At 60.3% G+C, this 20371-nt stretch carries 16 protein-coding genes and 4 pseudogenes; 11 read left to right on the top strand and 9 right to left on the bottom strand.

All coding sequences use genetic code 11. The features are described from left to right. Positions 1 to 131: 131 nt before the first annotated feature. From OVA00_RS08150 to OVA00_RS08175, 7 genes are all read right to left on the bottom strand, one after another. A complete protein-coding gene (locus OVA00_RS08150; protein ID WP_268088572.1) occupies positions 132 to 620 on the bottom strand; it encodes a tyrosine-type recombinase/integrase in 489 nt (162 codons plus the stop codon). Beyond that, complete coding sequence (locus OVA00_RS08155; RefSeq protein ID WP_268088573.1) at positions 621 to 1337, bottom strand: tyrosine-type recombinase/integrase; 717 nt, start codon at positions 1335 to 1337, stop codon at positions 621 to 623. It abuts the gene before it with no gap. Between the two features lie 98 nt (positions 1338 to 1435). Continuing rightward, a complete protein-coding gene (locus tag OVA00_RS08160) occupies positions 1436 to 1672 on the bottom strand; it encodes a tyrosine-type recombinase/integrase (RefSeq protein ID WP_268088574.1) in 237 nt (78 codons plus the stop codon). Next, the gene (locus OVA00_RS08165; RefSeq protein ID WP_268088575.1) at positions 1557 to 2690 is read right to left on the bottom strand and encodes a tyrosine-type recombinase/integrase; all 1134 of its coding nucleotides are present in this window, start codon (positions 2688 to 2690) and stop codon (positions 1557 to 1559) included. Before OVA00_RS08165 ends, OVA00_RS08160 begins: the two co-directional genes overlap by 116 nt. 144 nt (positions 2691 to 2834) lie before the next feature. Then, positions 2835 to 3710, bottom strand: coding sequence for a reverse transcriptase domain-containing protein (locus OVA00_RS39950; RefSeq protein WP_442780469.1), 876 nt, complete (start codon positions 3708 to 3710; stop codon positions 2835 to 2837). Next, entirely contained in the window at positions 3707 to 4303 is a 597-nt protein-coding gene (locus OVA00_RS39955) for a maturase (RefSeq protein ID WP_442780470.1), read from the bottom strand. The genes OVA00_RS39950 and OVA00_RS39955 overlap by 4 nt, the downstream gene beginning before the upstream one ends. Positions 4304 to 4670: 367 nt before the next feature. After that, a complete protein-coding gene (locus OVA00_RS08175) occupies positions 4671 to 5396 on the bottom strand; it encodes a hypothetical protein (protein ID WP_268088576.1) in 726 nt (241 codons plus the stop codon). Between the two features lie 187 nt (positions 5397 to 5583). Between OVA00_RS08175 and OVA00_RS08180 the strand changes: the two are divergent. The 8 genes and pseudogenes from OVA00_RS08180 to OVA00_RS39965 form a co-directional block, all read left to right on the top strand. Beyond that, a pseudogene (locus OVA00_RS08180) lies at positions 5584 to 6003 on the top strand (iron chelate uptake ABC transporter family permease subunit); the annotation flags it as partial. Positions 6004 to 6095: 92 nt separating this feature from the next. Next, a complete protein-coding gene (locus tag OVA00_RS08185; protein ID WP_268088859.1) occupies positions 6096 to 7367 on the top strand; it encodes an IS256 family transposase in 1272 nt (423 codons plus the stop codon). Between the two features lie 33 nt (positions 7368 to 7400). Next, positions 7401 to 8024, top strand: a pseudogene (locus OVA00_RS08190) (FecCD family ABC transporter permease); the annotation flags it as partial. Continuing rightward, complete coding sequence (locus tag OVA00_RS08195) at positions 8018 to 8770, top strand: ABC transporter ATP-binding protein (protein ID WP_268088577.1); 753 nt, start codon at positions 8018 to 8020, stop codon at positions 8768 to 8770. The pseudogene OVA00_RS08190 and the gene OVA00_RS08195, both read left to right, overlap by 7 nt. 1440 nt (positions 8771 to 10210) lie before the next feature. Beyond that, positions 10211 to 11428 (top strand): SorA family sulfite dehydrogenase catalytic subunit, encoded by a 1218-nt coding sequence (gene sorA, locus OVA00_RS08200; RefSeq protein WP_268088578.1) that lies wholly within the window; start codon positions 10211 to 10213, stop codon positions 11426 to 11428. An 11-nt stretch (positions 11429 to 11439) separates the two neighbouring features. Beyond that, the gene (gene sorB / locus OVA00_RS08205) at positions 11440 to 11769 is read left to right on the top strand and encodes a SorB family sulfite dehydrogenase c-type cytochrome subunit (RefSeq protein WP_268088579.1); all 330 of its coding nucleotides are present in this window, start codon (positions 11440 to 11442) and stop codon (positions 11767 to 11769) included. Positions 11770 to 12059: 290 nt separating this feature from the next. Further along, positions 12060 to 12872: a TonB-dependent receptor plug domain-containing protein gene (locus tag OVA00_RS39960; RefSeq protein ID WP_442780471.1), complete on the top strand. Its 813-nt coding sequence runs from the start codon at positions 12060 to 12062 to the stop codon at positions 12870 to 12872. A 64-nt stretch (positions 12873 to 12936) separates the two neighbouring features. After that, on the top strand, positions 12937 to 14193 hold the full coding sequence (locus OVA00_RS39965; protein ID WP_442780485.1) for a TonB-dependent receptor: 1257 nt from the start codon (positions 12937 to 12939) through the stop codon (positions 14191 to 14193). Positions 14194 to 14529: 336 nt separating this feature from the next. Here the strand turns inward: OVA00_RS39965 and OVA00_RS08215 are convergent. Then, positions 14530 to 15012: pseudogene (locus OVA00_RS08215) on the bottom strand (transposase); the annotation flags it as partial. Positions 15013 to 15086: 74 nt separating this feature from the next. Here OVA00_RS08215 and OVA00_RS08220 point away from each other — a divergent pair. Then, a protein-coding gene (locus OVA00_RS08220) for an IS3-like element ISRm1 family transposase (protein WP_268088580.1) occupies positions 15087 to 16306 on the top strand; the annotation gives its coding sequence in 2 pieces (ribosomal slippage) (positions 15087 to 15423 and positions 15423 to 16306; 1221 coding nt in all). 33 nt (positions 16307 to 16339) lie between these two features. Here the strand turns inward: OVA00_RS08220 and OVA00_RS08225 are convergent. After that, a pseudogene (locus tag OVA00_RS08225) lies at positions 16340 to 17125 on the bottom strand (IS256 family transposase); the annotation flags it as partial. A 355-nt stretch (positions 17126 to 17480) separates the two neighbouring features. On the opposite strand from OVA00_RS08225, the gene OVA00_RS08230 reads away from it, so the two are divergent. Continuing rightward, entirely contained in the window at positions 17481 to 18041 is a 561-nt protein-coding gene (locus OVA00_RS08230) for a DUF992 domain-containing protein (RefSeq protein WP_268088581.1), read from the top strand. 1015 nt (positions 18042 to 19056) lie between these two features. Continuing rightward, positions 19057 to 20328, top strand: coding sequence for an IS256 family transposase (locus OVA00_RS08235; protein ID WP_268088851.1), 1272 nt, complete (start codon positions 19057 to 19059; stop codon positions 20326 to 20328). Positions 20329 to 20371 lie beyond the last annotated feature (43 nt).

Below are 20371 nucleotides of genomic sequence, written 5' to 3' on the forward strand. Positions count from 1 at the left end.
CGGAATTCCCGCATAAAATGTGGCCGGCCACATTTCGTGCGTAATGTGGCGCCGGAAGATATGTTGCGCTCAAGCGCGGCGCCCAGCGTTTCCGCCGCGAAGGCGCTTTCGAGCGCCACATAACAAGGCGTCTATAGGGCGCGAAGGAAGTCCATCAGCCCGGGCTGGTCTCGCCAGCGTTTGGGTGGTTTTGCGTCGCTAGCAGGCGCGCACTTGGCCAGGGCTTTGGCCTTCATCTCGAAGTCGATTTCGGCATAGATGTTGGTGGTGTCGAGCGAGACATGGCCGAGCCACCCTCGGATCGTGTTGATGTCGACGCCGGCGCGCAACAGGTGGGTTGCCGTGGTATGTCGTATGGTATGCGGGCTGACCCGCTTTGTTGCCAATGCCGGGAACCTGGTCAAAAGCTTTGCGGCATGGCGTTCGACCATGGTGTGGATCCCGAAGCGAGTGATCGGCTGGCCCAGCCGATTCTGGAAAACGGGTTCAGTCGTTGACCGTCCGCCGATGAGTTTGGCGATTTCGGCGACGGTCGCCGGCCACAGAGGACAAAGGCGTTGCTTTCCCCCCTTTCCGCTGATTCTGACGCAAGCGGCACGGATGTCGAGGTCAGAGATCATTTAGGTCGACAATTGCGGCAATAGGCGCTGGACGTCGGCCCCGTCGCGGTACCAGGAAACGAGGCGATGAACGGCAAAGCTGGCGCGCAAGTCGTGAAGGCGCGGTTGATGTCGTGGGTTCCCGTCGTCGCGCATGACGCCGGCCTGGACACGGAGCCGGCAGAAGGCATTCTCGGCATTCTGGCGCGTGATTGCATCGCCGCGGCGGGAACGGAAGAGTGGCGCGTCGGGGTCGCCGCGGCGCCCGTCGACATACGGCGTCAAGACACGGCTCAAATCGCTACCAATGGGCACCAACCGGGTCTTGTAGAACTTGCTCTCTCGAATGCAGAGGATCCTTGCGTCAAGATCGACATTGGCTAGGGTCAGGGTGAGCGCTTCGCTGATGCGAAGTCCGGCGCCGTACAACACAAGCAGCAGGACCCGATAGGTTCCCGGGTCGATCAGGTTACGAGGATGATCGATTGCCGGGATGGCGTCGAGCAAGCGACGCAATTCGTCGCGAGAATAGATGTGAGGGACAAAGACCTGCTGCGGTTTGGGAATACGCCGTGGCAGCAGCGACCGTTCCTCGGTGTAGCCGCGGGCGATGGCAAATCTATAGAAGCCGTGAAGCACGCTGTGCTTGCGTTCCCAGAAACGGGTGATCGGGCCATTTCCGGCGAGAAAGGAGGCCACCTTGACGGCGCTGACGTCGCGCATGGCGACATCGCCCATGGCCCGGCAAAACGACCTGAGGGTGCGGGCTTCCGTCCGAAAGCGCATACCCATTGCCTGCTTATGGTCAACATAGCAGGCAACTGCCTCGGCGAGCTTCATAGCAGCCCCCGCAGGTCAAAATCTGCGACCTCGCGCAGACCGGTCAGGTCGACCTTGGCATAGATGCGTGTCGCATAGGCGCTGCGATGGCCGAGATGATCGCCGATCTCCTTCAAGCTAAGCCCGGTCGCGACCAGACGGCTGGCGCAGGAATGGCGGAGGCAATGCGGGCCACGGTGGTTGGGGACCTGAATGCCGAGCTGCGCCAAGCGGCTGCTGACCACATGGTACATGCCGCCGGGCGAAAGCGCGGAATGGCGCCTTGAGCGTCAGGAAGAGCTCGCGGCGCGCGCACCGCGGCCTGACGCTCTTGAGATACTGAAGGACAGCGTCGCCGACAGAAGTCACCAGCGGGTAGAATTGTGTGCGCCATTGCTTTCGTCGATTAACGGTGATGACTTCGTTCGTCCAATCCAGATCGTCAAGGCGCAACTGCCGCACTTCACCGCTTCGCAGACCGTAGATGGCGAATAACATGAGGATTGCACGGTCCCGGATGTCGCGCGCGTCTTCTCCGCCGGTGCTGGCGAGGAGCCGTTGCACATCGTCCCAGGCCGGGCCACCGGGCAGCCCTTCCTGTTTGAATAACCGCGGCGAGTCGATGGCCGCGGCGATCCCGCGGCGACACCACCCACGCTCCTCGGCATGTCGGAAGAAGGACCGCAGTGCGTTAGCGCTCGAGGTGACGGACACGCAGCACCAGCCTTCCTGGCCTTTCAAGCCGAGGAATGCATCAATATCGGCGATCGTGATTTGCGCGATCGAGGCCTTGCTCGGACGAGCCGTTTTAAGAAAGCAGTCGACATGCCAGCGTCGGTTCTGAACCGTCACCGGCGCCAGGCCGCGTTCATCACGCAAGTGCGTGACAAAGTCCTCGACGTCGGCCGAGAAGCCATCCGGCGCGTCGCGCGGCGTCTCGACCAAACGCCCCAGGAAGCGGAGCCAGGCGGTGGCCGTCTGAACGAACAGCTGTCGTGACCACCGTTCATCTCCCGCCCGACCTTGGGCAAGCTGGTGGGCGGCCCACCTTTGGGCCGCTGAGAGGATATCCTGAGGCGTGACCGGCCTGCCAGGTGCAAGATCGATCCATCGGGCGACAATCAGCAGTTCTCTGGCAATCCGCAGCAACGTGGCATGCGCAACCCCATCCACTGTGGCGCGATGCACGAGATAGCGCTGTCGCTCGTCAGCTGCCGGACCGGCTAGATGCCGTGCCAGAACCTTGGGGTAATTGAAGAGGGCGTCGAACATGATCGGAACTCCGGGTTTATGAGGAGGTCCGAACACTATCGGTCCGTTTGTTATGTGGCGCTCGAAAGCGCCTTCGCGGCGGAAACGCTGGGCGCCGCGCTTGAGCGCAACATATCTTCCGGCGCCACATTACGCATACGGCTCCTACCTTGGGTGAGTGACGGCGAAGCGCGCGTCAGGCCATGGATGAAGGATGCGCGGCTTAGGAATCCAACCGTCAGAGATGCGGGTAATTCGCGTCCATGTGGTTTTATCTTTCTGGCTCCGGCGTTTGAGCGCCCTTCGCCAGAGGTCGATCACATGAAGCCGGAATTGCCCGATTGCACGACGGTTGGTGGGCACCGCAAAATATCTGATATGCCCCTCGACTACCTGACGCAGCCACCGTCCCTGTTCTGGGATAGATTGGTGCCTGCGGCGGCGTAGCTCCTCTTTGACCTCCTGAAGTTTCACGCGCATGCGGTCGCTGCGGGTCTTCCGTTGTAACTGGAAGAGCCCTTGGCGTGACTTTCCGCAGATGAACGTAAATCCCATGAAGGTAAAGGTTTCCGGTTTGCCGAGCCCGCGTTGCTTGCGATTGACCGCAGCGAAGCGACCGAATTCAATCAGCCGGGTCTTGTCCGGATGAAGCGACAGCATGAACTCCTCAAGCCTCGCGCGCATCGCAGCGAGGAAGCGACGAGCGTCGCCCTCGCGCTCGAAACCGACGATCAGATCATCAGCATAACGCACGATGATCATGTCGCCGGTGGCCTCGCGCTGTCGCCAGCGTTTGGCCCACAGGTCGAGCACGTAATGCAGGTAGATGTTCCCGAGCAGCGGTGAGATCACTGAGCCCTGTCCCGTTCCCCTGTCATCTACGGTCACGATCCCGTCTTCGAGGATGCCCGCCTTCAGCCATTTGTGGATCAGGCGGATGATGCGCTTGTCGCCGATCCTGTGTTCCAAGAAGCGAACCAGCCATTCCTGGCTGACCGCCCCAAAGAAGTTCTGGATGTCAGCGTCAATTATCCAGTTCACCTTCCGTTTGCCGTGCACAGTGCATCCATCGCATCGTGCGGTCCCCTTCCGGGTCGAAACCCGTAGGAGTAACCACAGAAGTCACCTTCGTAGATGGCGTTCAGCACCATGACCGTGGCTCCTTGGACGATTTTGTCTTCCAGAGCGGCAATCGCTAATGGCCGCTGTCTCCCGTCCGCCTTCGGTATGTACGTCCGGCGGGACGGTTGCGGGCGGTACGCTCCCTTGTTGACCCGTCTGTGCAGGTCCTCGAGCCGGGGCTCAAGGTCTGTCTCGTAGTCTTGCCACGTCACGCCGTCCACTCCGGAGGCGGCCTTACGCTTGAGCGCATAGTACGCTGTCCGGAGTGAATCGACGTTGATGTGGTGGAAGAGCGCGGTGAGCTGTTCCTTCTTCCTCCGCCTTGCGGCTTTTCGTACGCGGTCCAGCGACTGGGTCATGCGAGCCAGGGTCTGTGTCCGGTGCATGTGTTGCTGTTCCGCGTTCCCCTTGGTCCCCAGCCTTGGCTCCACCGACTCCGCCGCTGGTTGCCCAGCTTTGTTCGTCGGTTTCTCAGCTACTATGCCAGAGTCAGACTTCTCCGTGTCGTTCATCAGCGGCTACGGCTCCTCGCCTTCCCGCTGCGGACCACGCCCTCCATAGAGGAGGTCGGGGCCGACCCGGAGATCTCCCGGTTCCCGCGCAAAGAGCTTCCATGCATGCCAGGGTCTACGACCGCGCCGGATTGGTCAGGTGCTCGCAATAGCGCACCTTCCCATGTGGCCTTCCGCCATGACAAAGGCGTCGGCATCCGAGATGAGGCGATTTCGCGGCTCAATGGCTGGCCTGCATGCTCCCCTACCGACGCTTCGCCGACGTCCTCACGAACGCCTGCGCACGACTCGGGGCCGATGTGGACTGCTATTCCTTCATCGTGACGGACTTGCACCATCTGCTCCTTGCCAGTCTCCCGGCGCACTGTCATTTCGCCCTCAACCGGATCCGACCCCCATCTGCGCGTTTTTGATGTCGGCGGCGGGCGGACTTTTCTGCGCGAGCCGTCGCTTCCTCGTCTTTCCGCCGGACAATGAGCCGGGCATGAAACAGCGGTTTGCCGCGGTGTTTGCAGCCGGGGCCGGAATATTCGACCCGCACCTCTTGTTCGCAAACGTCACCGGGCATCATCGTGCTGTAAATTGTATTCCAGTCAATCAGCCGGCCATCAAGCGACGTGAGCCTGACATTGGACCAGGCCATACGCACGATGAAGTCCGCCCCGGCGGACACGACTTTATGGAGCGCCGGAGCGCGAGCATAGGCGCGATCGCCAAGAACGATGTCGCCCGGATCGATCGGCACGCGTGAAAAGCTTTCGCCACCGTGAACATCAGTGAATTCCAGATGCGTGAAGCGGGCGAGAGCGGGCTCATATGTCGCATGAAGCCGGAAATCCGTGCCAGTGCTGCCGGGCTGCGAGATGGAACTACCATCAACAATACGTAGGCGGCGCGCAGCTGTGGTGCGTGCCGCGTCTGAAGCATTGCGGAGCAGCGCTCCGGCGATGTCCCCCAGCCAATCGACCGATCCGCGCAGTCGCTTCAAAAGAGCAACGTCGGAAATCGCCGCCACATCATTCAGACCAGCCCAGGCGGCGGCTGAACGCAAGCTCATGCCGCCGGGCCCGTAAGCCAATGCCAGCCGCAGCAAGGTCGCGGCGTCACCAACACCACGTCGCCGCACAAGCGCACCCGAAGTACGCGCGGTCGCGCCGAGATCAATGACACGCTCCAGCTTCGACAGCAGCCTGGACCAATCGGGATCGATGGAATCAGTTGTTCGCATCTACCTTATGAATCACAGACAGATTCAGGCCGTCTAGCCCTTAAGTTAGCGCATATGGGGGCGTTACCGCGCCCTCGTTCTGCGCCGCCTGGTGCTGATCTTCTGTCTCGTGGCCGCACTTCTGGCGTCGATTGCCGTCGATATGGCGCTTGGCCCCGCAAACTATCCGCTTTCGGACGTGCTGACGGCGCTCTTTCGCGCCGACACGGTGAGCGACCAGCTGCGCGTGGTCATCTGGGACATCCGTATGCCGATCGCGCTGATGGCGGTGACGGTCGGCGCCTCGCTGTCGGTCGCCGGCGCCCAGATGCAGACGATCCTTGCCAATCCGCTGGCAAGCCCCTTCACGCTCGGCATTTCCGCTGCTGCAAGTTTTGGGGCCGCACTCGGTCTTGTCGCCGGCATCGCGATTTTTCCGGTTGCGGTCCACTACATGGTGCCGATCAACGCCTTCCTGATGGCGATGGTGAGCTATGACGGAAACTGGGTGATGACGGCTTGATGAGGGCGGCGTATCGAGGCGGGTGACAAGCCTGCCAGAACCTCATGAAAGAGCGATACGCCATGAAGACAGATAGCACTGTTGTTTCCTTTCCGCATCCCGAGACGCTCGATGATCCCCTGACATCGGTTCTACGCGAAGGCGCGCGCCGGCTTCTGGCACAGGCCGTGGAGGCGGAAGCCGAGGCGTTTCTTGCGGCCATGGCCAGCGAACGCCTGAGCGATGGGCGGGACCGGGTGGTGCGGCACGGCCATGGGCCTGAAAGAACGATCCAGACGGGGATCGGTCCGGTTGCGGTGCGCCGCGTCAAGCTGCGCGACCGGGCTTTGGAGACTTGCGGCGAGGATCGCATCACCTTCACGTCGGCGATCCTGCCGAAGTGGGCACGACGCACGAAGAGCCTCGACGCTCTGCTGCCGGTCCTTTACCTGCGCGGCATCTCGACCGGCGATTTCCAGGAGGCGCTTGCCGCCTTACTCGGCAAGGACGCACCGAACCTGTCCCCCTCGGTGATTGGCCGGCTGAAGGAGGAGTGGCAGGCCGACTATGATCGCTGGCAACGCCGCGACCTGTCAGCCCGCCGCTACGTCTACATCTGGGCCGACGGGGTCTATCTTCAGGCACGCATGGAGGACGATGCCGCTTGCATGCTGGTCGTCATCGGCGCGACGCCGGAAGGCAAGAAGGAACTTGTCGGCTTTCAAGTCGGCGTGCGCGAAAGCACCCAGAGCTGGCGCGAGCTGCTCGTCGGGCTGAAGGCCCGCGGGCTTTCGATTGCGCCAGAAATTGCCGTGGGCGACGGCGCGCTCGGCTTCTGGAAGGCGCTGGAGGAGATATTCCCTTCGACCCGCCATCAACGGTGCTGGCAACACAAGCTCCTCAACATCCTCAACAAGGTGCCGAAGTCGGTGCAGCCGAACATGAAGGCCGATCTCAGGGAGGTCCGCGATGCCCCGGATCGGGCAACCGCCGAGGTCGCGATCGCCGTCTTCGTCGACAAATACAAGGCCAAATATCCCAAGGCCGTCAACTGCCTGACGAAGGACCACGAGGCATTGCTGACCTTCTTCGACTTCCCGGCCGAACACTGGGACCATCTGCGCACCTCGAACCCGATCGAAAGCGTCTTCGCCACCGTCAGGCACCGCACGGTGCGAACCAAGGGAGGCCTGTCCCACAACACAGCACGGCTCATGGTCTTCAAGCTCGTCATGAGCGCCGCCAAAACCTGGCGCCGGCTGAAGGGCGAAAATCAGTTGCCAAAGGTCATCGCCGGCGTCAAATTCACCGACGGTGTCGCCGAAACGACGACCCCTGACCATCGCGCCGCCTGATCGGCCTCGTCACCCATTTCCCGCCATAGCTCGGCGATGGTCGCAGCGCTCTTCATCCACTTCGCCTCGACGATGCGCGGCGTGACCGTCGAGACCATCGTACTGCTTGGCATCGCGCTCGTCTTCACCTTCAATGCTGCGCTGTCGCTGCTTGAGTATCTCGCCTCCGAGCAGGCCCTTGCCGCCGTCGTCTTCTGGACAATGGGCAGCCTGACCAAGGCGACCTGGCCCAAGGTCTGGATCACCGGCGCTGTGCTGCTTTTCGCGGTGCCGCTCTTTGCACGTCGTGCCTGGGCGCTGACTGCGCTCCGGCTCGGCGACGACAAGGCCGCAAGCTTTGGCATCAACGTGCGCCGGTTGCGGCTGGAGGCGATGCTGACGGTGAGCCTGCTTGCGGCGATCCCCGTCTCCTTCGTCGGTGCCATCGGCTTTGTCGGGTTCGTCGGGCCGCATATCGCCCGTATGCTCGTCGGCGAGGACCAGCGCTTCTTCTTGCCGGCCTCCGTGCTTTGCGGCGCTCTTCTGCTGTCCGTCACCTCAGTCGTCAGCAAGATGCTGATCCCGGGCGCGGTGCTGCCGATCGGGGTCATCACCGCACTTGTCGGCGTACCTTTCTTCTTCGTCCTGATTTTCACCAACAGGAGGCGCGCATGGTAAGCCTGTCGCTGGAAAATGTCGGCGCGAACTACGGCCGCCGTGTCGTGCTTTCCGACGTTAACACCGGCGTATTGCGCGGCGGCGGGCTGACGGCGGTGATCGGTCCGAACGCGGCCGGCAAGTCGACGTTGTTCAAGCGCATTGCCGGCCTGACGTCTGGGCCTGGCACCGTGCATCTGTCGGACGCGGCCAAGGGGCCCGAAGGCATCTGCTACATGCCGCAGGACACGGGCGCCAATGCGGTACTCAGCGTCTACGAATCCGTGATTCTTTCAGCCAAGCAGGGATCGGGCTGGAAAGTGAAGGACGCCGAGTTGTCGGCGATTGACCGGGTGCTCGGCGAATTGCGGATCGCTGACCTCGCGTTTCGCGGGCTCGCAGAACTGTCGGGTGGCCAAAGGCAGCTCGTCTCGATCGCCCAGGCGCTGATGCGCAAGCCTGAAGTGCTGTTGATGGACGAGCCGACCTCGGCGCTCGATCTCTTTCGCCAGATCGAAGTTCTCGGCTTCATGAAGCGTTTGTCGGCCGAGGCGGGCATGGCGGTCCTGATTGCGCTGCACGACCTCAATCATGCGCTGCGCTACTGCGACGACACAGTCGTCATCAGCGGCGGCTCGGTGCTGGCAAGCGGCCCGACACGCGACGTGATCACAGCGGAAATGCTGCGTTCGGTCTACCGGGTTGAAGCCCGCGTCGAGGCCTGTTCATTGGGGCGGCCGGTCGTCATCGTCGACGGGTCTCTCTAAAAAAAGCTGGCGGGGGCGCCCTAACGCGATCGCGATATCTGCTCGATCGATGGCCGCTTCTAGCATTTTCCGACGATGCCTCCAGGGTCCGCCCTGCACGCGCGTTGGGCGCGTTCAGCGATTGATGAGATCAAGGCCACGACACGCGAGCTTGGTCCGCAGGCGCCATGGGGCCGTGCATTGACGGGTTGAGACGCCTCCATGTTGTTTATCTGCGTGTTGTCTAATAGTCGATCGTATTCACGATCTGCGCGTCTGGCGCGTTCAGTTGATCCCCTGGCCAGGTGAAAGCCCGCCATTTTGCCGTGGCCGAGCTGGCGGAAACGTCGCGGGTGACGATCTACGCAATCGAGCCTTTCCAGATAGAACCTTCTCATTGGTGCGCCTGTGTAAGGAGTGGCGAACGCCGGTCGTCTTCATGGGTTGCCGGTGAAGAAGGCGCCTCTGGCTTATTCAATTATTAGTCGCGATCCGTGTTAGCCGACTGCAACCGCGCGTGACTTGCGCGCGTGCCCGGGCGGTGTCGGCGCGCTAGCTGATGTGGGTGAGGGCGGGTTTGGAGGATCGGTCGCGTTATCACCGTCAGCCATTGCGGCTTTCGAGATCACGACGGCCTACAGCTATTCGGGGAGATTTCTGGACAAGAAAGGGCTGCGCAGATTCCGACGAGGCTGCCGATCGGGTGGCCGAGATTATCGCATTCTTTGCAAGGCGCGTGGCGTAAGGCTGGGCGACTGGCGGTGTGACTGCGGCAGAAGCTTGGTCTCTTCAAGGGGATGGGCTGGGTGGACCAGGCGAAGGTTGGGTGCGGGTTATGGGTCAAGCAGAGGGTGGATTCGGCTGAAGAGAAAGAAACTGAAATTTACGTATTGACTCAAAATAGGAAATTATTTTGACTGAAATGGTCGCAGATGGAATCAAGTTGCAAGAAAGGAATGTAATATGAAAAAGTTTGTTCTTTTGACTGCTGCGTTTTGTGCTCTGTCGGCTGCTGCGACTAACGTTGCATCAGCTTCGGAAGAGTATTGCATTACGGCCGGTGAAGCGCAGGTATGCTTGATCGAGCCTTGATGTATTACGTTTCTATCTGGCGCGGTCTCCTTTCTCTCGAGAAAGGAGACCGCGTTTGCATTTCCAGTTCGATGAAGGGCGTGAGAGAGATCGCCGATTGAACCGGAGCGCATCTGGCAAAAGGTCACGTTCCAGGCCATGGCGCGTGACGCTGCTCACTTGGTCGGTGACGAGGAGCTGGCTCTCTCGATGCAAGATCTGCCATCGCTTCGCACGCGGCGACCGCATCATGCCGGGGTAAGCGGCCAACCAGCTTCAAATTCAAGTAGCGGCTCCAGCGCCCCAACCTCATTCAAAAGAACTCGAAATAGGGTGAGACGAGACGCCGCGTGCGTCTGAAGTCCCGGTAACCGTACTCAAGAGGACGCAATGCAAAACAGACGACAGATTCTGAAATCCGGCGCCATAGGGGCCCTTGGGATCGGCGCCGTGGCTGTCAGCGGGTCCCGGTTTTCCGCGATCGCCGCCGATATGGTCACGATGCCCTTAGAGAATGGCGTGCGAAAGCTCGTCACCGTGCCGGGCAAGCGGCAACTCATCGAGCTGACTTCGCGTCCTCCCCAGCTGGAGACCCCGTTTCCGGTCTTTAATGAGGGTGTAATAACACCAAACGACGCCTTCTTTGTGCGGTATCATCTCGCCAACGTTCCTCTCGAGATCGACCCTGAGGCCTTTCGGCTCGAGATCAAGGGCCATGTCGACAATCGTGTCGCACTCTCGCTAGCCGAACTTAAAACCGGTTTTGCTGCAACTGAAATTGTTGCAGTCAATCAGTGTTCAGGAAACAGCCGTGGCTTTGTCGAACCGCGCGTTGCTGGTGGACAACTCGGCAATGGCGCCATGGGCAACGCGCGCTGGCGAGGCGTACCACTCAAGGCCGTACTGGACAGGGCCGGCGTCAAGCCGGGAGCGGTGCAGGTCTCATTCGCCGGTCTTGACGGCCCGGTTATCCCCGAGACCCCAGACTTTGAAAAAGCACTCGACATTGACCACGCGCGCGATGGAGAGGTGATGTTGGCATATAACATGAACGGGCAGGACCTGCCTTGGCTGAACGGCTACCCTCTAAGACTGATCGTGCCAGGATATTACGGCACCTATTGGGTCAAACATCTCAACGCCATCACGGTCCATGACACACCATTCGACGGTTTTTGGGTAAAGTCGGCTTATCGTATCCCACGAAATGATTGCGCCTGCGTGGAGCCTGGAAAGGCACCAATTGCAACGGTTCCAATCAACCGCCTCAACGTACGCTCGTTCATTACGAACCTCGAAAGCGGTGCTCGCGTTAAGGCCGGGAACATCGCGTTGCGTGGTATCGCCTTCGATGGCGGCTCAGGCATCGCTGATGTTTCTGTCTCGGCAGACGGGGGCCAGACCTGGATCGGTGCAACACTTGGCGAGGACCTCGGAAATTACTCTTTTCGCGAATGGAGGGCGACGCTGCGCCTTGCCATCGGCAGGCATGATCTGTTGGTTCGTGCGACGAACGGTGCAGGCCAGACCCAACCCATGAAAGCGAGCTGGAATCCCTGCGGCTACATGCGCAATGTCGTTGAAACGACGCATGTCGTAGCCGGTTGAGGAGATGGGATATGTCTCAACATGATCGATTGATCCTTATCGTCGGCGTCGCGCTTGCGTCCTGCTTGATCTTCATAGGCAGCACCGCCTTGGCCGCGCCGAAGACGTACGAGTTGCCGGGCGAAACAGCCGAGCTCAAGCCAGGTCTTCAACGTGGCTTTGAGGCTGCGATGAACAACTGCCTTTCGTGCCACTCCGTCGACTACATCAACCACCAGCCGAGCAAGAAGGGCCAACCCTTCTGGGAAGCCGAAGTTCAAAAAATGATAAGGGTCTACCACGCGCCGATCGATGAGGCAGACGCCAACGCGATCGTCGACTATCTCGCAAATACCTATTGAACGCCGAGTTAGTTACACCTGCCATGTTTTGCCGCGCTCATCGGTCCAACAGACTTGGATTCCAGACCTCACCCAAACGGGTGAATAAACAGGAGCAAGCGGCTTTGCGTTGTGCCGGCACGTCGAGCCGTTTGGGTTGCACGACAACCTACCCACACGATCTGCACGCTGCGTGCAATTAAGAAGGTGACTATTGGTGTCATGTTATTTATCGCGGTCCTTCAGCACGAAATCTGCCTGCCTGGCGTATCAAAAAATGCTTTCGATCAGAGTGTCATGAGAGGCCGACTATGAAATTGGATGTCGGACTCTTGGCTCTTTTTCTGTTGACGGTCAGCCGCACTGCGGCAGCACAAGAGACGACAACGCTGGAGCAGATCGAGATAAAAGCAAGTTCATCAAAAGGAACGATTGGCATTGTGCCCGAGACCTCAGCCGGAGGACAGAGGGCGCACGCAGGGCATGTCGGCTTGCTCGGCAACAGCGATTTCATGGATACGCCGTTCAGCATCGCGAGCTTCGCTGTGGAGATGATAAAAAACCAAGAGGCGCAAACATTGGCCGATGTGTTGGCGGCCGATCCATCTGTACGTAGCACTCATGCCTCTGGCGGGATGCTCGACACCTTCTATGTCAGAGGGTTCCCTCTCAATGAGGGCAACTTTGGTGAGATCGCTTTCGATGGGGTTTTTGGGGTAGCACCAACCTACCGCGCTTTCACGGATTACGTTGAACGGGTCGAGGTGCTGAAAGGTCCCACTGCGATGCTCTATGGCATCTCTCCCAACAGCAGCGTTGGCGGCACCATCAATATTGTCCCCAAGCGTGCAGGGGATGCCGACCTGACACGGGTCACGACGGACTATCTTTCCGATCGATACGGTGGAGGCGATGTGGATTTTAGCCGCCGGTTCGGAGAGGAGCGTCAGTTCGGTGCTCGCTTCAACGGGAGCATTCACGGTGGGGACACTGCGATCGATAACCAATCGCGTGAAGTGGCGGTGGGCGCGCTTGCGCTCGACTATGAAGGCGAGGCTTTCAGAGCCACGCTCGACGTCATCGGTCAACGGGTAGGCACCGCTGCGACCATTTTTTCCGCTTGACGGTATCGACATTCCGGACGCACCGGATGGCCGGTCCAATGTCCAAGAGCCCTGGGAGTGGTCGATTGGAAAGGATCAGTTTTGGCTTGGGCGTGTCGAGTATGACCTCGCGGACAACGTCATGGTATTTGGCGCCTTAGGGGGCGGCAACTCGCGTATAGAACGCCTTTTCGATACGCCAACCATTCTCAGTTCGGCTGGAGATGTCGGCATTACGCCGCAGAACTTCATCTTCGATGTAAACCGGTTGACGGCCGAGGTCGGGGCGCGGGCAGCCTTTGATACCGGCGAGGTTGAGCACACGGTCACCTTCCAGGCCAGTGGACTTCAGCAGAGCCTCGCCCGCGGGTCGCGCTCCGGAAGCATACAATCAACGAACCTCTTTTCTCCGAGCGATCGCCCGGAGCAGCATGTACCGCGTCCAGACCATGTGCCAAAGGTATCGCAGAACGTATTTTACGGCTTTGCGCTTTCAGACACGATGTCGATGCTGGATGAGCGGATCCAATTGATGCTGGGTGGCCGCTGGCAGCATATCGACACGGAAAACTACGGTTCCATCGCAGGCAATGTTATCGCCTCATCTGATCAGGCGGCAGTCACTCCGCTTGTCGGCATCGTCGTCAAGCCATGGGAAAACGTCGCGATTTACGCCAGTTATGTTGAAGGCCTCAGTGTTGGCGATAGCGCCCCCGCGACGGCCGTCAATGCCGGCGAAACGCTTGCACCCTACAGATCCAGACAATATGAAATCGGCACGAAGCTCGAACTTGGCCCTATAGCGGCGACGATCAGTGCGTTTCAGATCGAAAAACCTTTCGGCCAACTCGAAGCGCGCGCAAGTGGCCCGGCCTTCGTCGAAGGCGGTGAGCAGCGCAACCGCGGATTGGAGGTCAACATCTTCGGCGACGTGACATCCGAACTCCGCCTGCTTGGCGGTGTCACCTTCATTCAGGGCGAACTCACGAAAACCAACAATGCCGCGACCCGAGACAAGACACCGATCGGCGTTCCGACAGTGCAGATCAATCTTGGCGCTGAATGGGACACACCCTTCATCGAAGGCCTGACGTTGACCGGTAGCGTTATCCATACGGGCGATCAGTTCGTCAACGCGGCCAATACTCAAGAAATCCCCTCCTGGACCAGGTTCGATCTCGGCGCGAGATATTTGACGACGATCAACGAAGCGCCTGTCACATTCCGAGCCGAGGTCGAGAATGTCTTCGACCTCGACTATTGGTCCGGTGTCGCGAGCTTCGGCACGATTTCGCAAGGCGCTCCTTTGACCGTGAAGGCCTCGATGACGACCGATTTCTGATCGGTCGTCGAATTTTCAGGTTCTTTCCGGCGGCGATTTCCTTCGCTAACCGAGGGCAATAAAAAAAATCGCGCGTACGGAACTCGCCGCGGTAACCGGTAAGCAACCGCCCCAGCGGGGCCATTCCATTCGGTTAATGTGTGGGGCGGGGGCCACCTGTGAGCGCGCCACATCCCGAGGCGCATCCCCTTGTTTAACTGGCTTCGTGCGCTCGATAATCGACCGGGACCGTTGCTCAATCACCTCGTCTCTCGGTGCCTGAACACTCGGGACAATTTGGGTAAGTAGCGGCTTCCGGCCCGCCGAGCTATGGTCGGAAATGGGTGACGAGGCCGATCAGGCGGCGCGATGGTCTGGGGTCGTCGTTTCGGCGACACCGTCGGTGAATTTGACGCCGGCGATGACCTTTGGTAACTGATTTTCGCCCTTCAGCCGGCGCCAGGTTTTGGCGGCGCTCATGACGAGCTTGAAGACCATGAGCCGTGCTGTGTTGTGGGACAGGCCTCCCTTGGTTCGCACCGTGCGGTGCCTGACGGTGGCGAAGACGCTTTCGATCGGGTTCGAGGTGCGCAGATGGTCCCAGTGTTCGGCCGGGAAGTCGAAGAAGGTCAGCAATGCCTCGTGGTCCTTCGTCAGGCAGTTGACGGCCTTGGGATATTTGGCCTTGTATTTGTCGACGAAGACGGCGATCGCGACCTCGGCGGTTGCCCGATCCGGGGCATCGCGGACCTCCCTGAGATCGGCCTTCATGTTCGGCTGCACCGACTTCGGCACCTTGTTGAGGATGTTGAGGAGCTTGTGTTGGCAGCACCGTTGATGGCGGTGAATTAGCCCCCGAAAGGCCCGGACATGCTCCCCCACTTAGCTAAGTGGGTAGGAGTAATGTTGGTAATATGACTAGCAGCAATTTTAAGATGGAAGTTCTCTCCGGGCCGGAGCGTCGGCGGCGCTGGAGCACGGCAGAGAAGCTGGCGATCATCCATGAGACCTATGAGGCGGACGCGACGGTGAGCATCGTCGCACGTCGGCACGGCATCCAGCCGAACCAGTTGTTCGCCTGGCGCAAGCTGGCGTCCCAAGGGGCACTGACGGCGACGGCCGCCGAAGAGGAGGTCGTTCCGGCTTCCGAATACCGGGCGCTTCAGGCCCAGGTGAAGGAGTTGCAACGCCTGTTGGGCAAGAAGACTATGGAGAGCGAAATCCTGAAGGAAGCCCTCGAAATCGCCGGTGGCCCAAAAAAACATCTGTTGCGCTCGCTCTCTCTTCCGAGGGGGATTTTGGAATGAAGACCGTCTGCGAAACTCTAGGTGTCGCCCGCTCGAATATCGCTGCGCGTGCCGCAGGTTCCCCTTCCAGAGCCAGAGGACGCCCGCCTCTACCTGATCGCGAGCTGGTGGAGGACATCAAGGCCGTCATCGCCGATACGCCCACCTACGGCTATCGGCGTGTCCATGCCATCCTGCGTCGGAATGCCCGGAAACTGGGGCGTTCGTGGCCCAATGCCAAGCGGGTCTACCGGGTGATGAAGCTGCACAATCTGCTGCTGGTGCGTCATACCGGAGCGGTCGATGATCGCCTTCACGACGGCCTGGTCGCCGTCGAGCGTTCGAACATCAGATGGTGCTCCGACGGCTTCGAGATCGGCTGCGACAACAAGGAGAAGGTCCGTGTCGCCTTCGCCCTCGACTGCTGCGACCGTGAAGCAATCGCCCATGTCGCCACCACCGAAGGTATCAAGAGCGAAGACGTGCAGGACCTCGTGATCACCGCTGTCGAGAACCGCTTCTACCGCATCAACATGCTGTCCGAACCCATCGAATGGCTCACCGACAACGGCTCTTGCTTCATCGCCAGGGACACCGCATCCTTGCTGCGCGAGATCGGCATGGAACCGTGCACGACACCGGTGCGAAGCCCACAGTCGAACGGCATGGCCGAGGCGTTCGTCAAAACCTTCAAGCGCGATTACGTCTCGGTGAATCCAACCCCCGACGCCGAAACCGTCATGGCGCAACTGCCGTTCTGGTTCGAGCACTACAACAATCTTCACCCGCACAGTGCTTTAGGATATCAATCGCCGCGCGAGTTCATCAGCTCGCAATCTCAAACCTGAGCATGTCCGGTCTTTTGGGGGCAACTCCAGGCGGGTCGAAGGGAATATCTCCTCCAGCGCCTTCCAGAAGCCGAGCGCGCCGTCGCCCACGGCAATTTCTGGCGCAATCGAAAGCCCGCGGGCCTTCAGCCCGACGAGCAGCTCGCGCCAGCTCTGGGTGCTTTCGCGCACGCCGACTTGAAAGCCGACAAGTTCCTTCTTGCCTTCCGGCGTCGCGCCGATGACGACCAGCATGCAAGCGGCATCGTCCTCCATGCGTGCCTGAAGATAGACCCCGTCGGCCCAGATGTAGACGTAGCGGCGGGCTGACAGGTCGCGGCGTTGCCAGCGATCATAGTCGGCCTGCCACTCCTCCTTCAGCCGGCCAATCACCGAGGGGGACAGGTTCGGTGCGTCCTTGCCGAGTAAGGCGGCAAGCGCCTCCTGGAAATCGCCGGTCGAGATGCCGCGCAGGTAAAGGACCGGCAGCAGAGCGTCGAGGCTCTTCGTGCGTCGTGCCCACTTCGGCAGGATCGCCGACGTGAAGGTGATGCGATCCTCGCCGCAAGTCTCCAAAGCCCGGTCGCGCAGCTTGACGCGGCGCACCGCAACCGGACCGATCCCCGTCTGGATCGTTCTTTCAGGCCCATGGCCGTGCCGCACCACCCGGTCCCGCCCATCGCTCAGGCGTTCGCTGGCCATGGCCGCAAGAAACGCCTCGGCTTCCGCCTCCACGGCCTGTGCCAGAAGCCGGCGCGCGCCTTCGCGTAGAACCGATGTCAGGGGATCATCGAGCGTCTCGGGATGCGGAAAGGAAACAACAGTGCTATCTGTCTTCATGGCGTATCGCTCTTTCATGAGGTTCTGGCAGGCTTGTCACCCGCCTCGATACGCCGCCCTCATCAAACCGTCATCACCCAGTTTCCGTCATAGCTCCGGCCCGCCCTCGATAACGCAACGCAACTTAACCTATTTGCGCATAAGGGCAGCCTGGGAGCCTTGAAGCCCCCGCAATCGTCCAGACGACGTTGCGATGGGCCTGTATTGGCTTGAGCTAAGGTGTGAGCCTGCCGAGCAAGCCAATATCTGCCGTTTTTTGCGGTGTGAGAAATCACCTGAATGCGGCCAGGCGCAACTGAAGCCGACAACTCTCCCTTGAGGGTTGTCTGTGAAAAGTGAGTAGAAAGGTACTTGAATGCGCAATGTCATGAATATTACGGCAATCGTGCTGGCAGGGCTGGTCGTAGCCACCCAAGCACAGGCCGGTGGTGCAAAGCCCTCCGCTTCTGACACCAAGCGAAAGGCCGGCGTCCTCGAATGCGAGGTCGCAGGCGGCATTGGTCTGATCCTGGGCTCGAGCAAGAAGGTTAGCTGTACTTTCGAGCATGCCAGCGGTTGGGTTGAGGGCTACAGTGGAACGATCAGCAAGCTCGGCCTTGATGTCGGCGTGACGTCAAAGTCCTATCTGGCCTGGGCGGTCGTTCCCTCCGGTCGGCTGCAGCCCGGCGAATTCGTCCTTGAGGGCAGTTATGTTGGCGCTTCCGCCGGCGCCTCGGTGATCGTTGGACTGGGCGCAAACGCGCTGGTTGGCGGCTCGAACAAGAGTGTTGTGCTTCAACCGTTCAGCGCTGAAGGCACGCAAGGGCTAAATGTGGCAGTCGGGATCAGTCAGCTGAACCTGAAGCGCGTTGGCGAGGCTGAGACACCAAGACCCGCGCAGAAGCCGAAAAAGCACAAAGCCAAAACCGGACATTAGTCTTGGACGGCTTGGACTTTCGCCCGCAACGCGCGGAGCGTACTCGTAATCTGAAAGCGAACGAATACGGGAACTCCGTTTGTGCGGGCCTGTGAGGGGTGGGGATGGTGACGTCCCCATCCACTCGACAGAGTGCAGGGGTTGCCAACCCGAACCGACGTCTCATCGTCGGTGACGCTGAGGTGGCCCAAAAGACCTTGGATTGCGGATCGGTCCGCAGATGTTGGCTGTTGACCGGCACGCGCGTCTTGCCGGTCAGCGATGCTCAGGTCGTTTCTGGCCAAATTTCGAAACGTGTCGCTGTCTGCCAAGGCGCATCGGTTCGTGCCTCGCACCCGGGTCACGAGCGCGGGATCGATCAGACCGCCGGGCCATACAGATCGCGATCGACATTGCCGACCGTGGTGCCCTTGACGGACAAATTTTTGGTTGCCGCCTTGCAACTGCCACAGGACGCAGCCGAAGGCTGCGCCCGCCAACCTGGTCGTGCACAAATTGGAGCACTGATTGCAAATGCCGGTATATCGTGCGTAGATGTTTGACAGGTTTGCGGCGCCACTGGCCAGATCTACATATCAGCAGCGTATACGCCGCACCAGTAATCCAATGACCAAGTCCTGGTTTGCCCAAAATGAAGGTCGTGGCCTGGAAATCAAAAGGCGCCGATGAGATACGCTGGGCGCTCACGCGGTGCAATGCGCCTGACGAACTCTGACGGACAGCTTGATCGGGATCGGTTCCACCATAGTCGCGTGCGCAACAAACCACGGCAACAGCAGGCATATCTCCTGATTGGGCGCCGCTGCGGTTACCAGCCGTGTCGATATGCTCAATCCCAACGATACGATTGAGCCAAACTCGACGGGAGCAGCATGGGCTGACGGTAGGCCTACCGTTATCGGCGTGGTCGGCATCAAGGGAGCTATGACGGAAACTGGGTGATGACGGTTTGATGAGGGCGGCGTATCGAGGCGGGTGACAAGCCTGCCAGAACCTCATGAAAGAGCGATACGCCATGAAGACAGATAGCACTGTTGTTTCCTTTCCGCATCCCGAGACGCTCGATGATCCCCTGACATCGGTTCTACGCGAAGGCGCGCGCCGGCTTCTGGCACAGGCCGTGGAGGCGGAAGCCGAGGCGTTTCTTGCGGCCATGGCCAGCGAACGCCTGAGCGATGGGCGGGACCGGGTGGTGCGGCACGGCCATGGGCCTGAAAGAACGATCCAGACGGGGATCGGTCCGGTTGCGGTGCGCCGCGTCAAGCTGCGCGACCGGGCTTTGGAGACTTGCGGCGAGGATCGCATCACCTTCACGTCGGCGATCCTGCCGAAGTGGGCACGACGCACGAAGAGCCTCGACGCTCTGCTGCCGGTCCTTTACCTGCGCGGCATCTCGACCGGCGATTTCCAGGAGGCGCTTGCCGCCTTACTCGGCAAGGACGCACCGAACCTGTCCCCCTCGGTGATTGGCCGGCTGAAGGAGGAGTGGCAGGCCGACTATGATCGCTGGCAACGCCGCGACCTGTCAGCCCGCCGCTACGTCTACATCTGGGCCGACGGGGTCTATCTTCAGGCACGCATGGAGGACGATGCCGCTTGCATGCTGGTCGTCATCGGCGCGACGCCGGAAGGCAAGAAGGAACTTGTCGGCTTTCAAGTCGGCGTGCGCGAAAGCACCCAGAGCTGGCGCGAGCTGCTCGTCGGGCTGAAGGCCCGCGGGCTTTCGATTGCGCCAGAAATTGCCGTGGGCGACGGCGCGCTCGGCTTCTGGAAGGCGCTGGAGGAGATATTCCCTTCGACCCGCCATCAACGGTGCTGCCAACACAAGCTCCTCAACATCCTCAACAAGGTGCCGAAGTCGGTGCAGCCGAACATGAAGGCCGATCTCAGGGAGGTCCGCGATGCCCCGGATCGGGCAACCGCCGAGGTCGCGATCGCCGTCTTCGTCGACAAATACAAGGCCAAATATCCCAAGGCCGTCAACTGCCTGACGAAGGACCACGAGGCATTGCTGACCTTCTTCGACTTCCCGGCCGAACACTGGGACCATCTGCGCACCTCGAACCCGATCGAAAGCGTCTTCGCCACCGTCAGGCACCGCACGGTGCGAACCAAGGGAGGCCTGTCCCACAACACAGCACGGCTCATGGTCTTCAAGCTCGTCATGAGCGCCGCCAAAACCTGGCGCCGGCTGAAGGGCGAAAATCAGTTGCCAAAGGTCATCGCCGGCGTCAAATTCACCGACGGTGTCGCCGAAACGACGACCCCTGACCATCGCGCCGCCTGATCGGCCTCGTCACCCATTTCCCGCCATAGCTCGCATCAAGGGG

It is taken from the genome of Ensifer sp. SL37, from assembly GCF_026672675.1.
Taxonomy (GTDB): Bacteria; Pseudomonadota; Alphaproteobacteria; order Rhizobiales; family Rhizobiaceae; genus Ensifer; species Ensifer adhaerens.

Bases quoted from the DNA above. Each gene is read 5' to 3' on its own strand.
- OVA00_RS08150 (WP_268088572.1), bottom strand. From the start codon at position 620: ATGATCTCTGACCTCGACATCCGTGCCGCTTGCGTCAGAATCAGCGGA.
- OVA00_RS08155 (WP_268088573.1), bottom strand. From the start codon at position 1,337: ATGGGCGATGTCGCCATGCGCGACGTCAGCGCCGTCAAGGTGGCCTCC.
- OVA00_RS08160 (WP_268088574.1), bottom strand. From the start codon at position 1,672: ATGTACCATGTGGTCAGCAGCCGCTTGGCGCAGCTCGGCATTCAGGTC.
- OVA00_RS08165 (WP_268088575.1), bottom strand. From the start codon at position 2,690: ATGTTCGACGCCCTCTTCAATTACCCCAAGGTTCTGGCACGGCATCTA.
- OVA00_RS39955 (WP_442780470.1), bottom strand. From the start codon at position 4,303: ATGAACGACACGGAGAAGTCTGACTCTGGCATAGTAGCTGAGAAACCG.
- OVA00_RS08185 (WP_268088859.1), top strand. From the start codon at position 6,096: ATGAAGACAGATAGCACTGTTGTTTCCTTTCCGCATCCCGAGACGCTC.
- OVA00_RS08195 (WP_268088577.1), top strand. From the start codon at position 8,018: ATGGTAAGCCTGTCGCTGGAAAATGTCGGCGCGAACTACGGCCGCCGT.
- sorA (WP_268088578.1), top strand. From the start codon at position 10,211: ATGCAAAACAGACGACAGATTCTGAAATCCGGCGCCATAGGGGCCCTT.
- sorB (WP_268088579.1), top strand. From the start codon at position 11,440: ATGTCTCAACATGATCGATTGATCCTTATCGTCGGCGTCGCGCTTGCG.
- OVA00_RS39960 (WP_442780471.1), top strand. From the start codon at position 12,060: ATGAAATTGGATGTCGGACTCTTGGCTCTTTTTCTGTTGACGGTCAGC.
- OVA00_RS08230 (WP_268088581.1), top strand. From the start codon at position 17,481: ATGCGCAATGTCATGAATATTACGGCAATCGTGCTGGCAGGGCTGGTC.
- OVA00_RS08235 (WP_268088851.1), top strand. From the start codon at position 19,057: ATGAAGACAGATAGCACTGTTGTTTCCTTTCCGCATCCCGAGACGCTC.